Origin of the sequence: Streptomyces sp. NBC_01275 (genome assembly GCF_026340655.1) — a bacterium.
Taxonomy (GTDB): Bacteria; Actinomycetota; Actinomycetes; order Streptomycetales; family Streptomycetaceae; genus Streptomyces.
This window is the reverse complement of record NZ_JAPEOZ010000001.1, coordinates 331,136-346,933: the sequence shown is the minus strand read 5'-3', so window position 1 is coordinate 346,933 and position 15,798 is coordinate 331,136. Positions and strand designations below refer to the sequence as shown.

11 protein-coding genes and 1 pseudogene are annotated in these 15,798 nt (G+C 68.8%); 9 read left to right on the top strand and 3 right to left on the bottom strand.

Going from position 1 to position 15,798, the window contains the following annotated elements; all coding sequences use genetic code 11:
* Window positions 1-257: 257 nt before the first annotated feature.
* Together OG562_RS45940 and OG562_RS01475 are read left to right on the top strand one after the other, a co-directional pair.
* Window positions 258-925 (top strand): annotated as a pseudogene (locus tag OG562_RS45940) (transposase domain-containing protein); the annotation flags it as partial.
* Between the two features lie 111 nt (window positions 926-1,036).
* Window positions 1,037-1,864 (top strand): NADP-dependent oxidoreductase, encoded by an 828-nt coding sequence (locus tag OG562_RS01475; RefSeq protein ID WP_266408935.1) that lies wholly within the window; start codon window positions 1,037-1,039, stop codon window positions 1,862-1,864.
* 330 nt (window positions 1,865-2,194) lie between these two features.
* Here OG562_RS01475 and OG562_RS01470 read toward each other — a convergent pair whose 3' ends face one another.
* The 3 genes from OG562_RS01470 to OG562_RS01460 all read right to left on the bottom strand — a co-directional run bounded on the left by OG562_RS01470 (window position 2,195) and on the right by OG562_RS01460 (window position 7,471).
* Complete coding sequence (locus OG562_RS01470; protein WP_266392601.1) at window positions 2,195-3,760, bottom strand: LamG domain-containing protein; 1,566 nt, start codon at window positions 3,758-3,760, stop codon at window positions 2,195-2,197.
* A gap of 218 nt (window positions 3,761-3,978) precedes the next feature.
* Complete coding sequence (locus OG562_RS01465) at window positions 3,979-4,980, bottom strand: ribosome-inactivating family protein (RefSeq protein WP_266392598.1); 1,002 nt, start codon at window positions 4,978-4,980, stop codon at window positions 3,979-3,981.
* A 244-nt stretch (window positions 4,981-5,224) separates the two neighbouring features.
* Entirely contained in the window at window positions 5,225-7,471 is a 2,247-nt protein-coding gene (locus OG562_RS01460; protein ID WP_323187641.1) for a LuxR C-terminal-related transcriptional regulator, read from the bottom strand.
* A 605-nt stretch (window positions 7,472-8,076) separates the two neighbouring features.
* Between OG562_RS01460 and OG562_RS01455 the strand changes: the two genes are divergently transcribed.
* The 7 genes from OG562_RS01455 to OG562_RS01425 all read left to right on the top strand — a co-directional run bounded on the left by OG562_RS01455 (window position 8,077) and on the right by OG562_RS01425 (window position 15,771).
* Window positions 8,077-8,724 (top strand): GntR family transcriptional regulator, encoded by a 648-nt coding sequence (locus OG562_RS01455; protein ID WP_266392592.1) that lies wholly within the window; start codon window positions 8,077-8,079, stop codon window positions 8,722-8,724.
* Between the two features lie 108 nt (window positions 8,725-8,832).
* Window positions 8,833-10,074 (top strand): cytochrome P450, encoded by a 1,242-nt coding sequence (locus OG562_RS01450; protein ID WP_266392589.1) that lies wholly within the window; start codon window positions 8,833-8,835, stop codon window positions 10,072-10,074.
* Window positions 10,071-10,931, top strand: a complete 861-nt coding sequence (locus OG562_RS01445) for an SDR family oxidoreductase (RefSeq protein ID WP_266392585.1) — start codon at window positions 10,071-10,073, stop codon at window positions 10,929-10,931. Before OG562_RS01450 ends, OG562_RS01445 begins: the two co-directional genes overlap by 4 nt.
* 169 nt (window positions 10,932-11,100) lie before the next feature.
* Window positions 11,101-12,237 (top strand): thiolase family protein, encoded by a 1,137-nt coding sequence (locus tag OG562_RS01440; RefSeq protein WP_266392581.1) that lies wholly within the window; start codon window positions 11,101-11,103, stop codon window positions 12,235-12,237.
* Between the two features lie 8 nt (window positions 12,238-12,245).
* Window positions 12,246-12,659, top strand: a complete 414-nt coding sequence (locus tag OG562_RS01435; protein WP_266392575.1) for a Zn-ribbon domain-containing OB-fold protein — start codon at window positions 12,246-12,248, stop codon at window positions 12,657-12,659.
* The gene (locus OG562_RS01430; RefSeq protein WP_266392572.1) at window positions 12,656-13,462 is read left to right on the top strand and encodes an enoyl-CoA hydratase/isomerase family protein; all 807 of its coding nucleotides are present in this window, start codon (window positions 12,656-12,658) and stop codon (window positions 13,460-13,462) included. The genes OG562_RS01435 and OG562_RS01430 overlap by 4 nt, the downstream gene beginning before the upstream one ends.
* Entirely contained in the window at window positions 13,462-15,771 is a 2,310-nt protein-coding gene (locus tag OG562_RS01425; protein ID WP_266392568.1) for a CoA transferase, read from the top strand. Before OG562_RS01430 ends, OG562_RS01425 begins: the two co-directional genes overlap by 1 nt.
* Window positions 15,772-15,798 lie beyond the last annotated feature (27 nt).

The window sequence follows — 15,798 nt, the reverse complement described above, 5'->3', positions numbered from 1 at the left end:
GGCGAGCCCTGAGGAATGCGCCTGGCTTCAGAAGCCGTACCTCAACCAATCATGGAACGTGCGGGTCGAACAGGTTTCTCGCTGGGGCGATCTTCCCGTTGTGCGTGCTGGACCAATGCCACGAAGTCAAGAGCCCAGCGGCGGTGTCAGGCGTGGCGGGCGGCAGAAGGGGCCTCTGCTATCCAGGGGATCGACCAAGATCTTGCTGAGAAAGCGGCGCCCCAGTGGCTCAGTCTGTCACGGGCGGAACCGATGACGTGTTCGCGCCTGGTCATATCGGTGAGTTAACGCAGGTCATCCTGCCCGAGTTGGTGAATGCGGTACTGGACGAGAGCGGGGCTCGCGAGCGACGACTTCGGAGCCTCCCCTCTCGCGTCGGGGTGTACTTCGTGCTCGCGCTCGGGCTGTTCGAGCATCTGGGCACAGAACTGGTGTGGAGCAAACTCGGGGCCCGACTGGCCGCCCGGGTGCCGCAGCACTCGGAGAAGGCACCTCGCGATCTGCGTCGGCGGGTCGGGGTGGCCCCTCTCGAGCGGCTGTTCGACGTGTTGGCCGCCCGCTGGCCCAGCCGTCAACACCCGGAGTGCGCTGCCGCACGGTGGCCTTCGACGGCTGCGGGAACCTGTCCGTCCCCCGCGAGCGGATCACCTCCGGCAATCTCGCCGAGCCGATCGCCAACCGGTACGTCGTCGGTGTCGCCACGTCCCCTGCCATCTTCCAGGAGGTAATCCCGAGCGGCAGCGATTATGAGGACCAGATGGCCGACCTCGCCACCCGAGGTGAGGAAGCTGTGCGCAAGATGACCACCGCCGACATCCGCGATGCCGCCGACATCCTGCGCCCGGTCCACGACCGCACCGGAGGTCGCGACGGCTGGGTGTCCATCGAGGTCGACCCGCGCTTCGCTGACAGCACCGAGGCAACCCCTCACTAGTCCTGTGACTGGTGAGAACTCAGTCACAGCCCGCGCCTGGGGCCTATGGACCACTGGATACTGTTCAGTGGCATAGACGCGACCGTGTCCGATCCGCCGCGGATGGGCACGGCTGCGGGGGTCAACCCGGTCGACTGGCACGTCGTCGCCGGCCACCTCGACTCGATCCTGGAGGTGAGTCTTCCGTTGGTGCCGGGCTTCGACGTCGCGGGCGTGATTGAGGCCGTCGGCCCGGGTGTCACGGAGTTCTCCGCCGGTGACGAGGTTTTCGGCTATGTCCGGACGGAGCAGGTGCAGCACGGCACCTACGCGGAGTTCGTCGCCGCGCCCGTGCACACCCTCGCGGGCAGGCCCGCGTCGCTGACCTGGCAGCAGGCGGCCGGCCTTCCGCTCGTCGGGCTCACCGCGTTGCAGTCGCTGTCCCGGGTGGGTGTCCGGTCGGGGGAGACGGTCCTGGTGCACGCGGCGGCCGGCGGTGTCGGTTCCGTGGCCGTGCAGATCGCCGTGGCCAGGGGCGCCCGGGTCATCGGTACGGCCAGCGAAGGCAACCACGAGTTCCTGCGCTCCCTGGGCGCCGAACCCGTCGTCTACGGCGATGGCCTGGCCGAGCGCGTGCGGGAGCTGGCTCCCGAGGGTGTGGACGCTGCCGTGGACTGCGTGGGTGGTGACGCCGTGGCTGTCTCCCAGGAACTGCTGAAGGACCCCTCCCGGGTCGCCTCGATCGTCGATCCCGAGGTGACTCAGCGCGGCGGACACCAGGTATGGACGCAGCCCGTTCCCTCGGACCTCGCCGCCCTCGCGAGCCTCGCGGACGCCGGCGAGCTCACCGTCCACATCGACCGTGTGCTGCCCTTGGCGGAGGCCGCCGACGCCTTCCGCCTCAGCGAGACCGGCCGGGTCCGGGGCAAGATCGTGCTTGAGATCGGCTGACCAGCGGAGGCTCCCTCTCCGGTCGCACGGAGAAGCCTTCTCGTGGACCAGGCCGTGGTCGGCGAAGTCAGTTGCTGTTGCTGTTGTTCCTGGTGGCCGCGATCGAGATGTCGTCGAGGGCGACGCGCACGCCCGCGATCCGGGACCGGCTGGACCTCTCCATTGCGCAGATGGCGCTGGTGCTGTTCGGGCTGTCGCTCGGTTCGATGCTGGGGATCCGACGTGCGCTTCCAGTGGCGCGCATCAGTTCCCAGCCGTGGTCGTCACGCTCACGCGCCCTCGGGAGTAAGGGGGCCGGGTGGCTCCGGCCCCCTTACTCGATGTGCGTTCCTAGTTGTCAGCGAGGGGCGGCGTGGACGGGGTGGCGATCACGACCTTGTTCGGGTATGTGGTCAGCAGCGGGCCGGTCACTGAGGCCGGGGCGTCGGTCTCGACCACCACTCGGTCGCTGGGGCCGTCGTAGTGGACGGTCACGCTGTAGTTGGTGGTGTCACTGCTCGCTCCCGCGATCTGGTTGACGGCCGAGGTCTGGATGTCCTGGATCTGGGCGACGGTGAACTGGGGGCTCTTCGCGGTCGTGGGGGCAGGCCAGTCGGCCGGAACCTGCCCGTACTGGTCGGTCCAGCCGGGCGGCTTCTGAAGGTTGTTGATGTCGCCGGTGTAGTCGGAGGGGAAGATGATGACAGGCCCGATGTTGGGGTCGTCGAAGGCGGTGAGCGCGCAGTTGTAGTCGGCCAGCGCCTGGACCTGCTTCCACTGCAGTTCCGTGGTGACATCGCCGGTACCGCCGGCCGGCGTCGCGATCGTGGCGAGCGAATTGGCCACGCTGGTCTGGTCCGGCCTGCACTTGCCCGACGGCGTGGTGTCGGACTCGATCACTAGCCGGCCGACGTATTGGGTGGCCAGCGGATCGGTGACCGACGCCGGGGCGTTGGTCCTCGCCACCACCCGGTCCTGAGTTCCGTCGTAGGTGATGTCCAGCCGGTAGGTGAGGTCACCGTTCGGCTGCACCTGGGCGGTGACCGCGTCCTCGACGGTGGCGATCTGCTCGACCGTGAACAGCGGGCTCTTCGCAGTCGTGAAGGCGGGCCAGGAAGTGGGGACGTTCCCGTAGGCGTCGGTCCAGTCGGTCGGGACCGACAGGTTGTCGATGTCGCCGGTGTAGTCCGACGGGAAGATGATGACGGGCCCGACGGTGGAGTCCTGGAAGACGTCGAGCGCGCCGTTGTACGAAGCCAGCTCCTGCGCCTGCTCCCAGTGCTCCTCGGTCTCGTTGGCGACAGATTGCACCTCGGCGGAGGACAGCGCCCGGTTGTAGACGCGGAAGTCCCGCATCCGGCCCTTGAAGTACAGATCGTTGGCATACAGTGACCGGCCGACGTAGTCCGCGGTCGTCGTTCCGCCGCCGATCGCGCCCGGGGTGATGGTCACGTTGGTCTTGCGTGCCTTCTCGACGCCGTTCTCGTACAGGACGCCCGTGTTGCCCGTCTGGGTGTACGTCACGTGCTTCCACATGCCGCGCGCCAGCTGGTAGGAGGTGTTCGACGGGATGGTGTCCTGCTTGGCGGTGTAGTCGGTCATCGAGATCGACGTCCGGAACGAGTTCCCGGTGGTGAACAGGTAGCCGTTGCCGTTGCTGCCGTTGGTGTTACCGAAGCCGTAGAAGGCGTACGGCTTGCCCATGGTGGGGTCGATCCAGACGTCGAAGTCGACGGTGATCGAGCTGAGCCCGGCCATGATGTTGTCCGGGACCTTGACGTAGGTGTTTGAGCCGTTGAAACGCAGCCCGTCCGCGCCCTTCCAGTCGGCGGTGCCGTTGACCGTACCGTCGCGGCCGTTGCCGGACGAGTCGTGCGCGACCGTGCCGGAGGTCTCGTCCAGCTTGTAGCGCAGCACCAGGCCGTCAGTGACGTCGGCTTGTGCCGGGGCTGCGGTTATCAGTGCCCCTCCGGCGACCAGCGTCAGGGAGAGAGCGGCGACGAGACCGGCGGACTTCCGTCGTCGCGTCGAGGCCGGGACAGAGGCCGCTGCACGTACAGCCCCGACCGGATTCCATCTTCGCATCGTGTTCCTCTAAAAGTGTGGCGTACTGTCGGATACATGCAGGCGCGCGGTCAGCGGCCCTTCGATGTCTCGAGGACGTACTGGGCGTACTGGATCGCGGTGTAGAGAACGATCGCTACGGCCTCGTTGAAGGCTCCTCGACGCCAAGCTGTGACAGGGTGTTGGTCCCTGGTGCCCCGGGGCAGCATGTTGAGAGCGTTGAAGCGGCTGCTCAGGGTGCCCCAGTTGTTTTCCTGCGCGGCGAATTGCGCGGGGATGAACCAGGCGCCGTTTGTCCCGATCACGGCTTGTATGCTGTCGCGGATAGGACGGAAACGGGCCGCTTCCGCGATGAACTGGGTCATCCTCAGGACTCCGCGCGCCATGTTCGTGTTGTTGTCGGAGTCGTAGAGGTACCAGGCCGCCGAGCTGATGGCTGAGCGATTGATCCCCATGCCCGCGCGCCTCTCGTGGGCATAGCTCTCGAGGCTGCCGTAGTTCTCGGCGAATGGGGTGCGTATGGTCTTGTTGGCGGGGCGCCAGACGCCGCTCTCCGCCCGCCCGCTCTCGGCGGCCGGGACTGTGCGGTTGCCCATGTAGCGGTAGTTGTTGTTCTTGTCCCACCAGCCGAGGATGTACAGGTCCGATCGGCGTATCTGCAGGCGCACGAAGTTCGAGTTGCCCCACATGTGGATGTCGACCTGAAGATACGAGGTGGTGGCCGACGGATTGGTGTGGTCCACGAGTTGGTTCGAGGCACCCGCTACCGAGTTTGACCCGCCGTCGTGGACCCTTGCGCGGATCGAGTTGATGAAGTGGAAGTAGTCGAGCCCGTCGTCATCCCCGACATGGAACGTGGGGTTGCCGTCTTCGGCGACCGCGGGCTGCACCACCCCCAGGGGACCGATCAGACTGGCGACCAGCGCCAGCACAACGGCGGCCAGGACGGAAGCGACCGTCCTGGGCCTGGTGATGATGCCGGGGACACGGCTCTTGTGCCGGCTCGGTGGCGCGGCCGTCGGTTGACCGCCTGAGGCCGGTTCAGAGACCTCGATGGTGACCGGTTCGTTCATGGTCCTTGCACTCTCCAGGTACGCGATGTGCCGGATTGTGGCTACCCGGCTGCGCGGGACATGAGGGATGGCCAGGTCAGGACGGTGGCACCGGCACTGCATGGGGCCGGTACTGCTGGCGTCTCCGGGCCGGCGGGACTGTGGCGCTGCCGCATGCCGGGTTCCGGGGCGCCCGCTGTGACTCTGGCGTGGCACAAGCTTCGGCCCCGGGGTGTGTTCCGGACCATGGGTGTTCTTACGGGTATTACGAAGTGGGTGGTTCCTGCCCGGCCCACCAGGCAGCCAACTGCGCCCGGCTGCCGAACCCGAGCTTGGCCCGGATGTTCTCCACGTGACCGTCTACCGTGCGCGGCGACAGCACCAGCTCGGCGGCGATCTTCCGGTTGCTCAGGCCCTTGGCGACCAGCGCCGCCACTTCCCGCTCCCTGCGGGTCAACGGGGTGGTCGGCGTGGCCGAGGCGACCGCTTGCGCCCCGGTGCCGAGGGCGTAGTCGATCGCCTCGGCCGGCGTCGCCCGGTGGACGCCGCCTGCCATCGCCTTCTCGTACGCGGTCCGCCCCAGAGACCGGATGATCTCCTCTTCGCAGCGCGTATGGTGGCCGAACAGGAACGGGGCGGTCACCAGCAGCGAGCTGCCGCTGCGCTCCAGAAGGGCGTGCACCGTGCCGACCAGCCCCGCCGCCCGCTCGTGCATGCCGCGGGAGGCAGCCACACAGGCGAGCAGCTCCAGCACCAGGGCGGTCCAGGTGTAGTCGACAAGCCCTCGTCCCGCCTTCAGCGTGTCCCGGAGTAGCTCGGTGCTCGTCTCCAGGTCATGGCGCAGGAAGGCATGCAGGGCGAGGACCCACAGCGCGTGCGCCAGACCCCACCGGTCGCCGTGCCCCCGCGCGGCATCCATCGCCTGTCGGGCGGTGTCCTCGGCTTCCGGATCCCCGAGAACCGTCTGGATCACGGCCAGCTCGAAGAGCCCGACGATGAGCGTGAAGTCGTCCCCCGAGGCCCTTTGCCATCTCAGCGCGTCCCGGATCAGCCGCAGGGCTCGGTCCAACCGTCCCCGGCGGAACTCCACCGCGCCGCGCATACCCTGAACGTGGCCGCGCACCACCGCGTTGTCCAGGGCCTCGCCGAGGGGTTCGGCCTGGTCGAGCCACCGTTCGACCGCCGCCAGGTCTCCCTGGAGCAGGGCCACCCAGGCGGCCACCCACAGCGCGTGGGCACGGGCCGCGGTGGGCTCGGGCACGGCCGCGAGTGCTCGTTCGAGCTGGTGGCGTCCTTCGGTGAGGAACCCTCCGACGCACCAGTGGAAACGCAAGGCGGCTGCGAGCCGCAGTCTGGTCTGCGGATCGCCGGGGCAGTCCAGGACCGCGAGCAGATTGGCATGATCGGCCCGCAGTAGGACGAGGGCTTCCTGCTGCCCTGGGCCGCACCAGCCGTCGGCGAGGGGTTCTGCCAGCGCGAGGAAGAAGTCCCGGTGCCGCCGCAGTACACGCTGTTCATCACCCGATGCCTCGAGCCGGGCCCTGCCGTACTGGCGGACGGTCTCCAGCATCCGGTACGAGAACCGGTCCTCGCGTTCGCCAGTGAGCACGATGGACTGGACGATCAGCCGGTCGAGCAGGTCCAGCACCTCGTGCCGGGCGATGCCTTCGCCCGAGCACACCTCCTCCGCCGCTTCAAGGGTGAAGCCACCGACGAAGACCGAGAGCCGGGTCCACAGCAGCTGCTCGGCCGACGTGCACAGTTCGAAGCTCCAGTCGAGCGTCGCACGCAGTGTCCGCTGCTGCGGCCGCGCTGTCCGGCTGCTGGCGGTGAGCAGCGCGAAACGGTCCTCCAGGCGGGCCGCCACCTGCTCGGGCGTGAGGACCCGCAGCCTGGCCGCGGCCAGCTCGATCGCCAGCGGCACTCCGTCGAGGTCGGCGCACAGCCGCGCCACCGCATCCCGGTTCCTCTCGTCGATCTCGAATCCGGGCCGGACCGCGACCGCCCGCTCCCGCAGGAGTTCCACGGCCTCGTCCGGCACCGACAGCGGGACCACATTGAAGACGTACTCCCCCGGCGCGCCGAGCACATGGCGGCTGGTCGCGAGGACGCGCAAACCGTCAGCGGTCGACAGGAGCACCTGCGCCACCTGAGCGCAGGCGTCGACCAGATGCTCGCAGTTGTCCAGGACGATCAGGGCCCGGCGGGTAGAAAGGTGCTCCGAGAGCTGGTCCAGGACCGGTTTCGATCCCTGGTCCGGCAGCCGCAGCGCCGCTGCGACGGCGCCGGCCACCGCCGACGGCTGCTGGACCGGGGCGAGATCCACCAGCCACACGCCGTCGGCGAACGCCTTCCGGGACGCGGCCGCCACCTCCGTCGCCAGCCGAGTCTTGCCCACACCTCCCATGCCCGTGAGCGTGACCAGCCGCGCCCTGCCCAGCAGACGACGGACCTCGGAATGTTCTTGCTGCCGACCGACGAAACTTGTCAGAGCAACAGGCAGGTTGCCCACGATCCCGGTCACGCCTGCTGCTCCTCCTGCCACGCGACCAGTCTCCGAGTTACCCGCACGTAGAGCACCTCGGCCCTCAGGCGGGCCTTGACCCGGATCTTGGACACGGGCTATGCGGCTGCGGCCAGAGTAGTTGATGTCGTATCCAGTGCCGTCTCGTAGGCGCTCGCGCGACGCGTGCCAGCAGAGCTGATCGCCGTGCGCGGGGGAAGGCATGGGGCCGGACGTGCGCCGACAGGACGGCCCGCGGCACGGAGCACCGGGGTTCGAGCCTCCTGTTTGGTTCTGCGTGCGGGCGACCAAGCGTGGACTGGCGCGGCGACACACTCCAACCGCTGATGCCCCCAAAGGGCTGCCCCTCTGGCCGGTTCCACTCACGGCGTCGATCGATTGGCCGAAGGGGCGCCTGGCCTGCGGAGTCGTCGCCCGCACTTGTGCATCTGGATCTCGGCGGCGCAGCTCATTCGCTCAGTGCCGTGTACAAGAAGGTCCCCTCTGCCCCATTGACGATGGCTCCTGGTACACGGCACTCTGTATTCCGTCATACAAAGTTCATCCCTGGGAAGCAGAGGTGTGACGTGGCCGGGTCTGGACTCGATCTTCGGGTGACGCAGGACAAGCTCGTACGGGACAAGGTGGTCGACGCGCTGCGTCAGGCCATCCTGGACGGGGCCTTGCAGCCTGGTCGCAGACTCACCGAGCGCGAGTTGACCGAGCTCACCGGAGTGAGTCGCACATCCGTGCGGGAGGCGCTGAGGCGTCTCCAGGCCGAAGGGCTGGTCGAAGAGTCGCCCAGCCGAGGACTGCGGGTGACCACTCCGACCGCGGAGGAGATCGAACAGATCTATGAGATCCGCGCCGAACTCGAACCGCTCGCGGTGCGCTTGTTCGTCGAGCGTGCGACCCAGGAGGAGGTCGACGAACTCGCCTCCGTCACCCAAGAGTTGAACCCGGGGGGCGACGCCAACAAGGACGTGCTGGACCGCTTCGACGGGATCTTGCTCGCCGGCTGCCGCAACCCCATGCTGGCGGAACTGCTCGGCGGCCTGTACAGCCGGATCCACGCCCTGCGCCGCGTCTCGGCCGCCACCCCTGGCCGTATGACCGTCACCAAGCAGGAGTACGCCGATCTCATCGAGGCGATCCGGCGCCGTTCCGCCGTCGACGCGGCGGAGGTGGCCCGTCGGCACGTTGCCGCGGCCCGAGCGTCCGCCGAGGTCGCGATGGGCCTGCTCAAGGGGGAAGCCGACTGACGCGGTCGAGGACGGCTGCCCGCGGACGGCTCACGGACCAGGAACCCGAAGACACGGAAGAAGCCGAGGAAGTCGGCAAGAACACCAAGAGCACAAGGAAGTGCGGAAATGAGTACGGACACCATCGCCCCGGCGATACCAGACCTGTCGGACCCGGCGACCTTCGCCTCCGGGGTACCCCATCAGACCTTCGATGCGGTCAGGCAGATGCCCGGGTTGTACTGGCAGCCGGCGAAGGCAGGCACGCTCAACGGCGGTTTCTGGTGCATCACCCGGCACGCCGACATCGTCGAGATCGAACGGAACCCTGAGGTCTTCAGTTCCCAGTGGGGTCCGTTCTTCCCGACCCTGCCCGCGCCGCATCCCGAGTTCAGCCACAACATCATGTACAACGACCCGCCGGTCCACAGCCGGCTGCGCCGGGCCGCTGCCCGTTCCTTCGGACCGCGGGTCATCGCCAACTTCGACACCTGGGTCCGAGAGATCGTCGTGGAGGTGCTGGAGGACATCACCGCCCGCGGCGAGGTCAACTGGGTGGGCGACGTAGCGGCCATCGTCCCGTCCCGCGTCATCGCACGGGTGATCGGCGTGCCGCACCAGGACCGCCAGCGCATCGTGGACTGGACCTTGACGATCTTCGATGCCGCGGAGCAGCCCAACGGCGGCGAGTCGATACTGGCGCTGCTTCCGGACGTCCACGCGTACCTGGAACAGCTGCGAACGGATAAGCTGCGAGACCCCCAGGACGACTTCGCCACCGTGCTCGCCCAGTGCGCCGAGCGCGGTGAGATCACTGATCCGGAGTACCTGCACTACCTCACCCTGCTCCTCATCGCCGGATTCGAGACGACTCACACGGTCATAGCCCAGTCGATGCGGTTGATCCTGGAGGACCCGCAGATCGCCGATGCCACCGACCGGGCCGTCGCCGCCGGCAACCTGGACGGGCTGGTCGACGAGTTCCTGCGGTACGTCACCCCGGCCATGAACATGGCTCGCACGGTGACCCGTGACATCGACTTCCACGGCACGCAGATGCGCAAGGGCGACCTGGTGCAGATGTTCTTCACCGCCGCCAACCGAGACCCGGCCGTCTTCGCCGACCCGCACCGCTTCGAGCCGCTGCGGACCGCGAACGAGCACATGGCGTTCGGCAACGGTCCGCACCACTGCATCGGCAAGAACCTTGCCAAGCTCGAACTCAAGATCCTCTTTGAGGAGATGCACCGTCGCGGTGTCTCCATCGCCCTGAACGGTGAGCCCAGGCGGGGTTGGAGCACCTTCATCAACAAGCTGCTGTCGCTGCCCATCGTCGTCACCACGGCCGACCGGCGGGAGGTCCGCTCATGACCACTCTGACGGATGCCGTCGTCGTTGTGACCGGCGGTGCCACCGGCATCGGACTGGCCCTCGCCCGCGAAGCCGCAGCACGCGGCGCCCGGGTGATGATCGCCGATGTGGAGGACGCGGGCGCGGCGGTGGAGAGCCTGCGGGCCGACGGTGCCACAGCGGACTGGCTGCGGACCGACACCTCGGACTACTCGCAGGTCAAAAGGTTGACTGAGGCCACCGTCGAGCGGTTCGGCACCGTCAACGTGGTGTGCAACAACGCCGGCATCGGTGTGGCCGGTGCACTCCAGGACGTGGACCCGGGCGAGGCGAAACGTCTCTTCGACGTCAACGTGCTGGGCATGTTCCACGTCGTCCACGCCTTCGCACCGCTGCTGAAGGACGCCGCCGCGCGAGGCGGATCGGCGTACATCCTGAACACCGGTTCCGAGCACTCTCTCGGCGTGCCGCCCCACGTGATGCCCATGAGTACGTACACCGCGTCGAAGTACGCCGCGCTCGGCCTCACCGACACGGCACGCCGCGACCTGAAGGACTTCGGCGTCGGCGTCTCCCTCCTCGCCCCCGGCTGGGTCCGCACCGAGAGGGTCAGCGCGCTCGTCGCCGCCGATTCGCATGCGGCCGCCGCCATCGAGCCGTTCGCCCAGGAGTCCGCCGAGGTGGCCGGCATGGCCTTCGACGGCCTGCTGAAGGGCACGGCGGTCATCGCCACCAATCCGCACAGCCGTGCCTTCGCCATGGAGCACGCGCGCGATCTCATGGCCGACATCCAGGCTCTTCCCCTCCTGGACAGTCCGGACGAACACGCTCACGACGGCACGGGCGACGCGTCCCAGTGCCCCTTCTCCCAGGGCTGAGCAGAACCCTTCGCCGTGCGCGCCACCCCACGCGTGGCAGTCGGCTCCAGGGTCACCCGCCCCCTCAGATTCTCCGTTTCACTCCTCACCTTTCCGCGATCGGCGGCCGCGCAGCGGCCCATCGCGTTCATCCGTCATTCCCCCAATGACCACGACCCGGGACTGAACCATGCCTGAACGAAGGCAAGTTGCGATCGTCGGCGTCGGCCAGACCGACTTCGGCGCCCTCTACGCCAACAAGGACGCGCACCGCGACGCCTACGCCCTCGGCGCGCAGGCCCTGCGCCTCGCGCTCGACGACGCCGGCCTGCGCAAGGACGAGGTCGACGGTCTCCTCACCGCCAGAATCCACTACGAGCACGGCGCCCATGTGCTCGGCGTCCCCAATCCCCGTGTCATCAACGCCCTCGAGGGATCCGGCCGCATGAGCGGCGTCGCAGTCCAGCACGCCGTCTCGCTGATCGAGACCGGCCAGGCCGACGTCGTGGCCTGTGTGTACGGCAACAACGGCCGTTCGGTGAAGATGACCTACGGCGGCGCCTACACCGACAGCCCCACCACCCGCTACGACGCGATGTACGGCATGACCTCCCCGGGCGCGTACGTCGGCATGATGTACCGCCGCTACGCGTACGACTACGGCGTGCCCGACGGCGCCCTCGCCCCGATCGCGATCAACAACCGCCGCAACGCCGCCCTCAACCCGGTCGCCGTGATGCGCGAGGAGATCACCGAGGAGCAGTACCTCGCCTCCCGCTACATCGCCGACCCGCTGCGCCTGTACGACTACTGCATCATCAACGACGGCGGCGTCGCGCTGATCCTCACCACTCTGGAGAAGGCCCGCGACCTGGCCAAGCGGCCGGTACGGGTGGCGGCCACCGCCGCGCGCGCCAGCGTCAGCAACTACTACACCAGCACGGACTTCTTCCACTCCGCCTCCCAGGACGTCGCCCGGCGGGTGTATGCGGCCTCGGGCTACGGCCCTCAAGACATGGACTGCCTGCAGATCTACGACAACTTCACCCCCACCGTCCTGTTCAGCCTGGAGGGCTTCGACCACGCGCCGCGCGGCGAGGCCTGGAAGTGGGCGACCGGGGACCGCATCGCGCGCGACGGCGAGATGCCGGTGAACACCGCCGGCGGGCACACCGGCGAGAGCTACATGCAGGGCTGGGGGCACCACGTGGAGGCCGTGCGCCAGATCCGAGGCGAGGCCGGCCCTCGCCAGGTGACGGACTGCAACGTCGCCCAGTACATCTGCGCCTCGCCCATCACCACTTCGCACGTCCTGGTCGGGGAGTGAGCAAGCACATGGACAACCAGAAACTCATCGCGATGCTACCGCCGGTCACGGACGCCAACCGTGACTTCTGGGAGGGCACCCTCGCCGGTGAACTCCGCCTCCAGTACGGTAACTCCGGCATCCCCCGCTTCCCCGAGTCACCGGTAGACCCAGTGACCCTCGACGCGGACTTCGCATGGCGAGCCGCCAGCGGCAGGGCCACGTTGTGGTCCTGGATCGTCATGCACCAGAAGTACTTCCCCGCCTTCGCCGACGAGGTCCCCTACCTGGTGGCCTTCGTCCAACTGGAGGAGGGGCCGTACCTGATGACCACCCTTGTGGATCCGCCGGAGCACCTGGAGTGCGGCATGCCGCTGGAGGTCGTCTTCGAGCAGATCTCCGATGACCGGGCCATCCCGAAGTTCAAGGTGGTGTCCGGATGAGCGCCATCACGACCTCCCCGGCGGAGACGGAACAGGTCGTCCTCGTCGAGCACTTGGACAACGGGATCTCCCGTATCACTTTCAATCGCCCCCGCAAGCGCAACGCCATGAACCGTGCGGCCCGGGTCGGGATCGTGCGCGCCCTCGACGAGTGCCGGGGGCGCTCCAAGGTGATCGTCATGACCGGCAACGGCTCCGCCTTCTGCGCCGGCGTCGACCTCAAGGAGGGCGACGTCAGCACCGGGGACGCGGAACTCGACCGGCGCAGCGAGTGGGCGGCCGTGCAGGAGGAGATCCGCAACCACCCCGCCGTCGTCATCGCCGCCGTCAACGGCACTGCCCTCGGCGGCGGTTCCACCCTGATCAACGTTGCCGACCTGGCCGTAGCGGCCGACGAGGCCCAGATAGGCATGCCAGAGATCGGCTTCGGCCTTTACCCGACCCTCGCGGGCCCGGCCGCCCAACTGCGGCTCAAGCCCAAGCACGCGGCGTGGCTGGTGCTCACCGCCGAGCGCATCGACGGCACCACGGCGGCCGAGTGGGGGCTGGTCAACCGCGCTGTTCCCCTGGAGGAACTCGACGCCGCGGCCACCGCCCTCGCCGAACGCGTCGCCTCCTTCGACGCCACCGCGCTGGAATGGTCGAAGAAGGCACTGTGGAAGATCCCCGGCGAGATCTCCGAGTGGACCGAGGCCATCGCCTACGGCCATGAGATCGCCGATGAACTCCGCGCCCGCAGCACCGCTCTGGCCGAGGGCCTCGACCGCTTCCGGTCGGGCGCGCGCAACCCGGGGCAGGGCTGATGTCCGGGCAGCGCACCTTCCGGGTGGTCGAGGTCACCGAGTCGGTCGCGGGAGCGGCGTGCGGACGCCTGTTCGCCGCCCTCGGTCACGACGTGCTGCTGTGTGAGCCGCCCACCGGCACGCCGCTGAGGGCCAGGGAGTTCACGTTCGCGGCCCTGGGCGCAGGCAAGCGCAGCACCGTCCTCCGCCCCGAGCAACTGGCTGCCGACGAGACGAGCCCACTGGCCACGGCCGACGTCCTGATCACCGATCTAACGCCGGCCGCGGCCGCCGCCGAAGGCCTGGACCTCGACCAGCTCCGGCATCGGTTCCCCCGACTGGTCACGGTCTCGCTCACCGCGTTCGGACTGACCGGAGCGTACGCCGAGAGCGTCGGCGACAGTCTCCTGGCGGAGGCGTACGGCGGACTGGCCACCATGGTCGGTGAGCCGGACCGGCGCCCGCTGAGCCTGGGCGGCGAGCAGAGTGCGCACTCGGCCGCCTTCGTCGGCCTGTACGGCGCCATGCTCGCCCTGCGCCATCGCGACCGCACGGGTTGCGGTGACCTCGTCGAGGTCGCCCTGAGCGACGTCGCCGCGTATATGGACTGGAAGAGCGACGTCCTTCACGACCTCGGCGGTGGTGTCCCGAAGCGTGCGGGCTCCTCGCAGGGTGGCTGGCGTGTGGTGCGGGCCAAGGACGGCTGGGTCGGAGTGATCTTCTCCGCACACCAGTGGCCCGCTGTCGTCGAGTTGTTCGGCGACCCGCGCCTGAGTGCGCCCGGCCTCGACGACGCCGAGCAGCGTGCCCGGCGTTCGGACGAGTGGTGGGCCGTGATCGCGGAGGCGGCGGCAAGCCGTGAGGCCGTGGAGCTGTACACCGAGGCGCAACGCCTCGGACTGCCCTTCGGCCATGCCGCCGACGCCGAGAGCCTGATGGCCGACGAACAGCTCCGCACCCGGGGCTTCGTCCTTCCGCCCGGTATGCGTCGCAGGGACGCGCCTGTGGTCGGCCCTCCGTGGACCGTGCCTGGAGCGCCGTCATCCACGGTCGCGGCACCCCGGTTGGGCGACGGCGGTGGCAGTTTCACGGCCGGGCCACGACCGGCGGCGGCCCGCACGCCGCGCGCGAGCGTGGCCGTGCAGCACAGGGACGCGGCGCCCCTGGACGGTCTGGTCGTCCTCGACTTCGGCACCATCACCGCCGGGGCGGCCACCAGCAGGCTGCTCGCCGACTACGGCGCGACCGTGATCAAGATCGAGTCGCAGGGCCGCCCGGATCCCTTCCGGGCGTGGGTGATGCCGGGCAGCGCCGGCAAGGCGGACGGGGCACAGACACCGGCTTCCCCGATGTTCGCCTCCAACAACGCCGGCAAGCGCCGTCTGAGCCTCGACCTGAAGACCGACCATGGCCGGGCTATCGCCCACCGACTCATCCGCAGGGCGGATGTCCTGGTCGAGAACTTCCGGGTAGGCGTCACCGCCCGCATGGGCATCGACTACGCCACCGCCCACCGGCTCAACCCCGACCTGGTCTACCTGTCCCTGTCGAGTCAGGGCGTCTTCGGACCGGAGGCCTCGTACGGCTCCTTCGGTTCGACCCTGGACCTGCTCTCCGGCCTCGCCGCCGTCACGGGTTACCCGGGTGAGCGGCCCATGTGGTCGGGCGGCGACGTCAACTATCCGGACCAGGTGGTGTCGTTCGTCGGTGCCGCGCTGGTCGCGGACGCCGTCACCAGCGGCCGGCGCGGCATCCACCTGGACGTCTCGCAGCGGGAGGCCGTCGCCTGGACCCTGGCCGATCAGCTCGGCGAGTACGTCTGGACTGGGCGCATGCCTGCACCGGACGGCAACCACCGCCCCGGCGCGGCCCCGCACGACACCTACCCCACCGCGGAGCCCGACAGCTGGCTGGCGATCGCCTGTACCAGCGCCGGGCACCGCCGGGCGCTGGCCGAGGTGATCACCGCACTGCCCGGCCACGAGCCGGAGGACTGGTGGCTGAACCATCAGGACACGGTCGACGCAACCATCTCTGAGTGGACGGCCCGACACCCCCGTGACAGGGCCGTGGCTAAACTGCGCCGCGCCGGTGTCCCGGCCGTACCCGTGAACACGGCCGCCGACCGCGCCCGGGACCCCCGTTACCGCGAGCGCCGTGCTGCACTGCGCGTCCCCGAGTGGCTGAAGGGATTCCCCATGATCCTGCACGGCCACACGCCGCCCGACCCCGCTCCCGCACCCACCCTCGGCGACAACGCCGAGCACCTGGACGACGACGCCCTCGACGCGCTCCTCGGCGGCGCTGACCGACCGTCGTTCCTCCGCTGACCCCTCTCCCGCACCCCGTACCCGCGC

Bases quoted from the DNA above. Each gene is read 5' to 3' on its own strand.
- OG562_RS01465 (WP_266392598.1), bottom strand. From the start codon at position 4,980: ATGAACGAACCGGTCACCATCGAGGTCTCTGAACCGGCCTCAGGCGGT.
- OG562_RS01440 (WP_266392581.1), top strand. From the start codon at position 11,101: ATGCCTGAACGAAGGCAAGTTGCGATCGTCGGCGTCGGCCAGACCGAC.
- OG562_RS01450 (WP_266392589.1), top strand. From the start codon at position 8,833: ATGAGTACGGACACCATCGCCCCGGCGATACCAGACCTGTCGGACCCG.
- OG562_RS01435 (WP_266392575.1), top strand. From the start codon at position 12,246: ATGGACAACCAGAAACTCATCGCGATGCTACCGCCGGTCACGGACGCC.
- OG562_RS01475 (WP_266408935.1), top strand. From the start codon at position 1,037: ATGGGCACGGCTGCGGGGGTCAACCCGGTCGACTGGCACGTCGTCGCC.
- OG562_RS01430 (WP_266392572.1), top strand. From the start codon at position 12,656: ATGAGCGCCATCACGACCTCCCCGGCGGAGACGGAACAGGTCGTCCTC.
- OG562_RS01445 (WP_266392585.1), top strand. From the start codon at position 10,071: ATGACCACTCTGACGGATGCCGTCGTCGTTGTGACCGGCGGTGCCACC.
- OG562_RS01425 (WP_266392568.1), top strand. From the start codon at position 13,462: ATGTCCGGGCAGCGCACCTTCCGGGTGGTCGAGGTCACCGAGTCGGTC.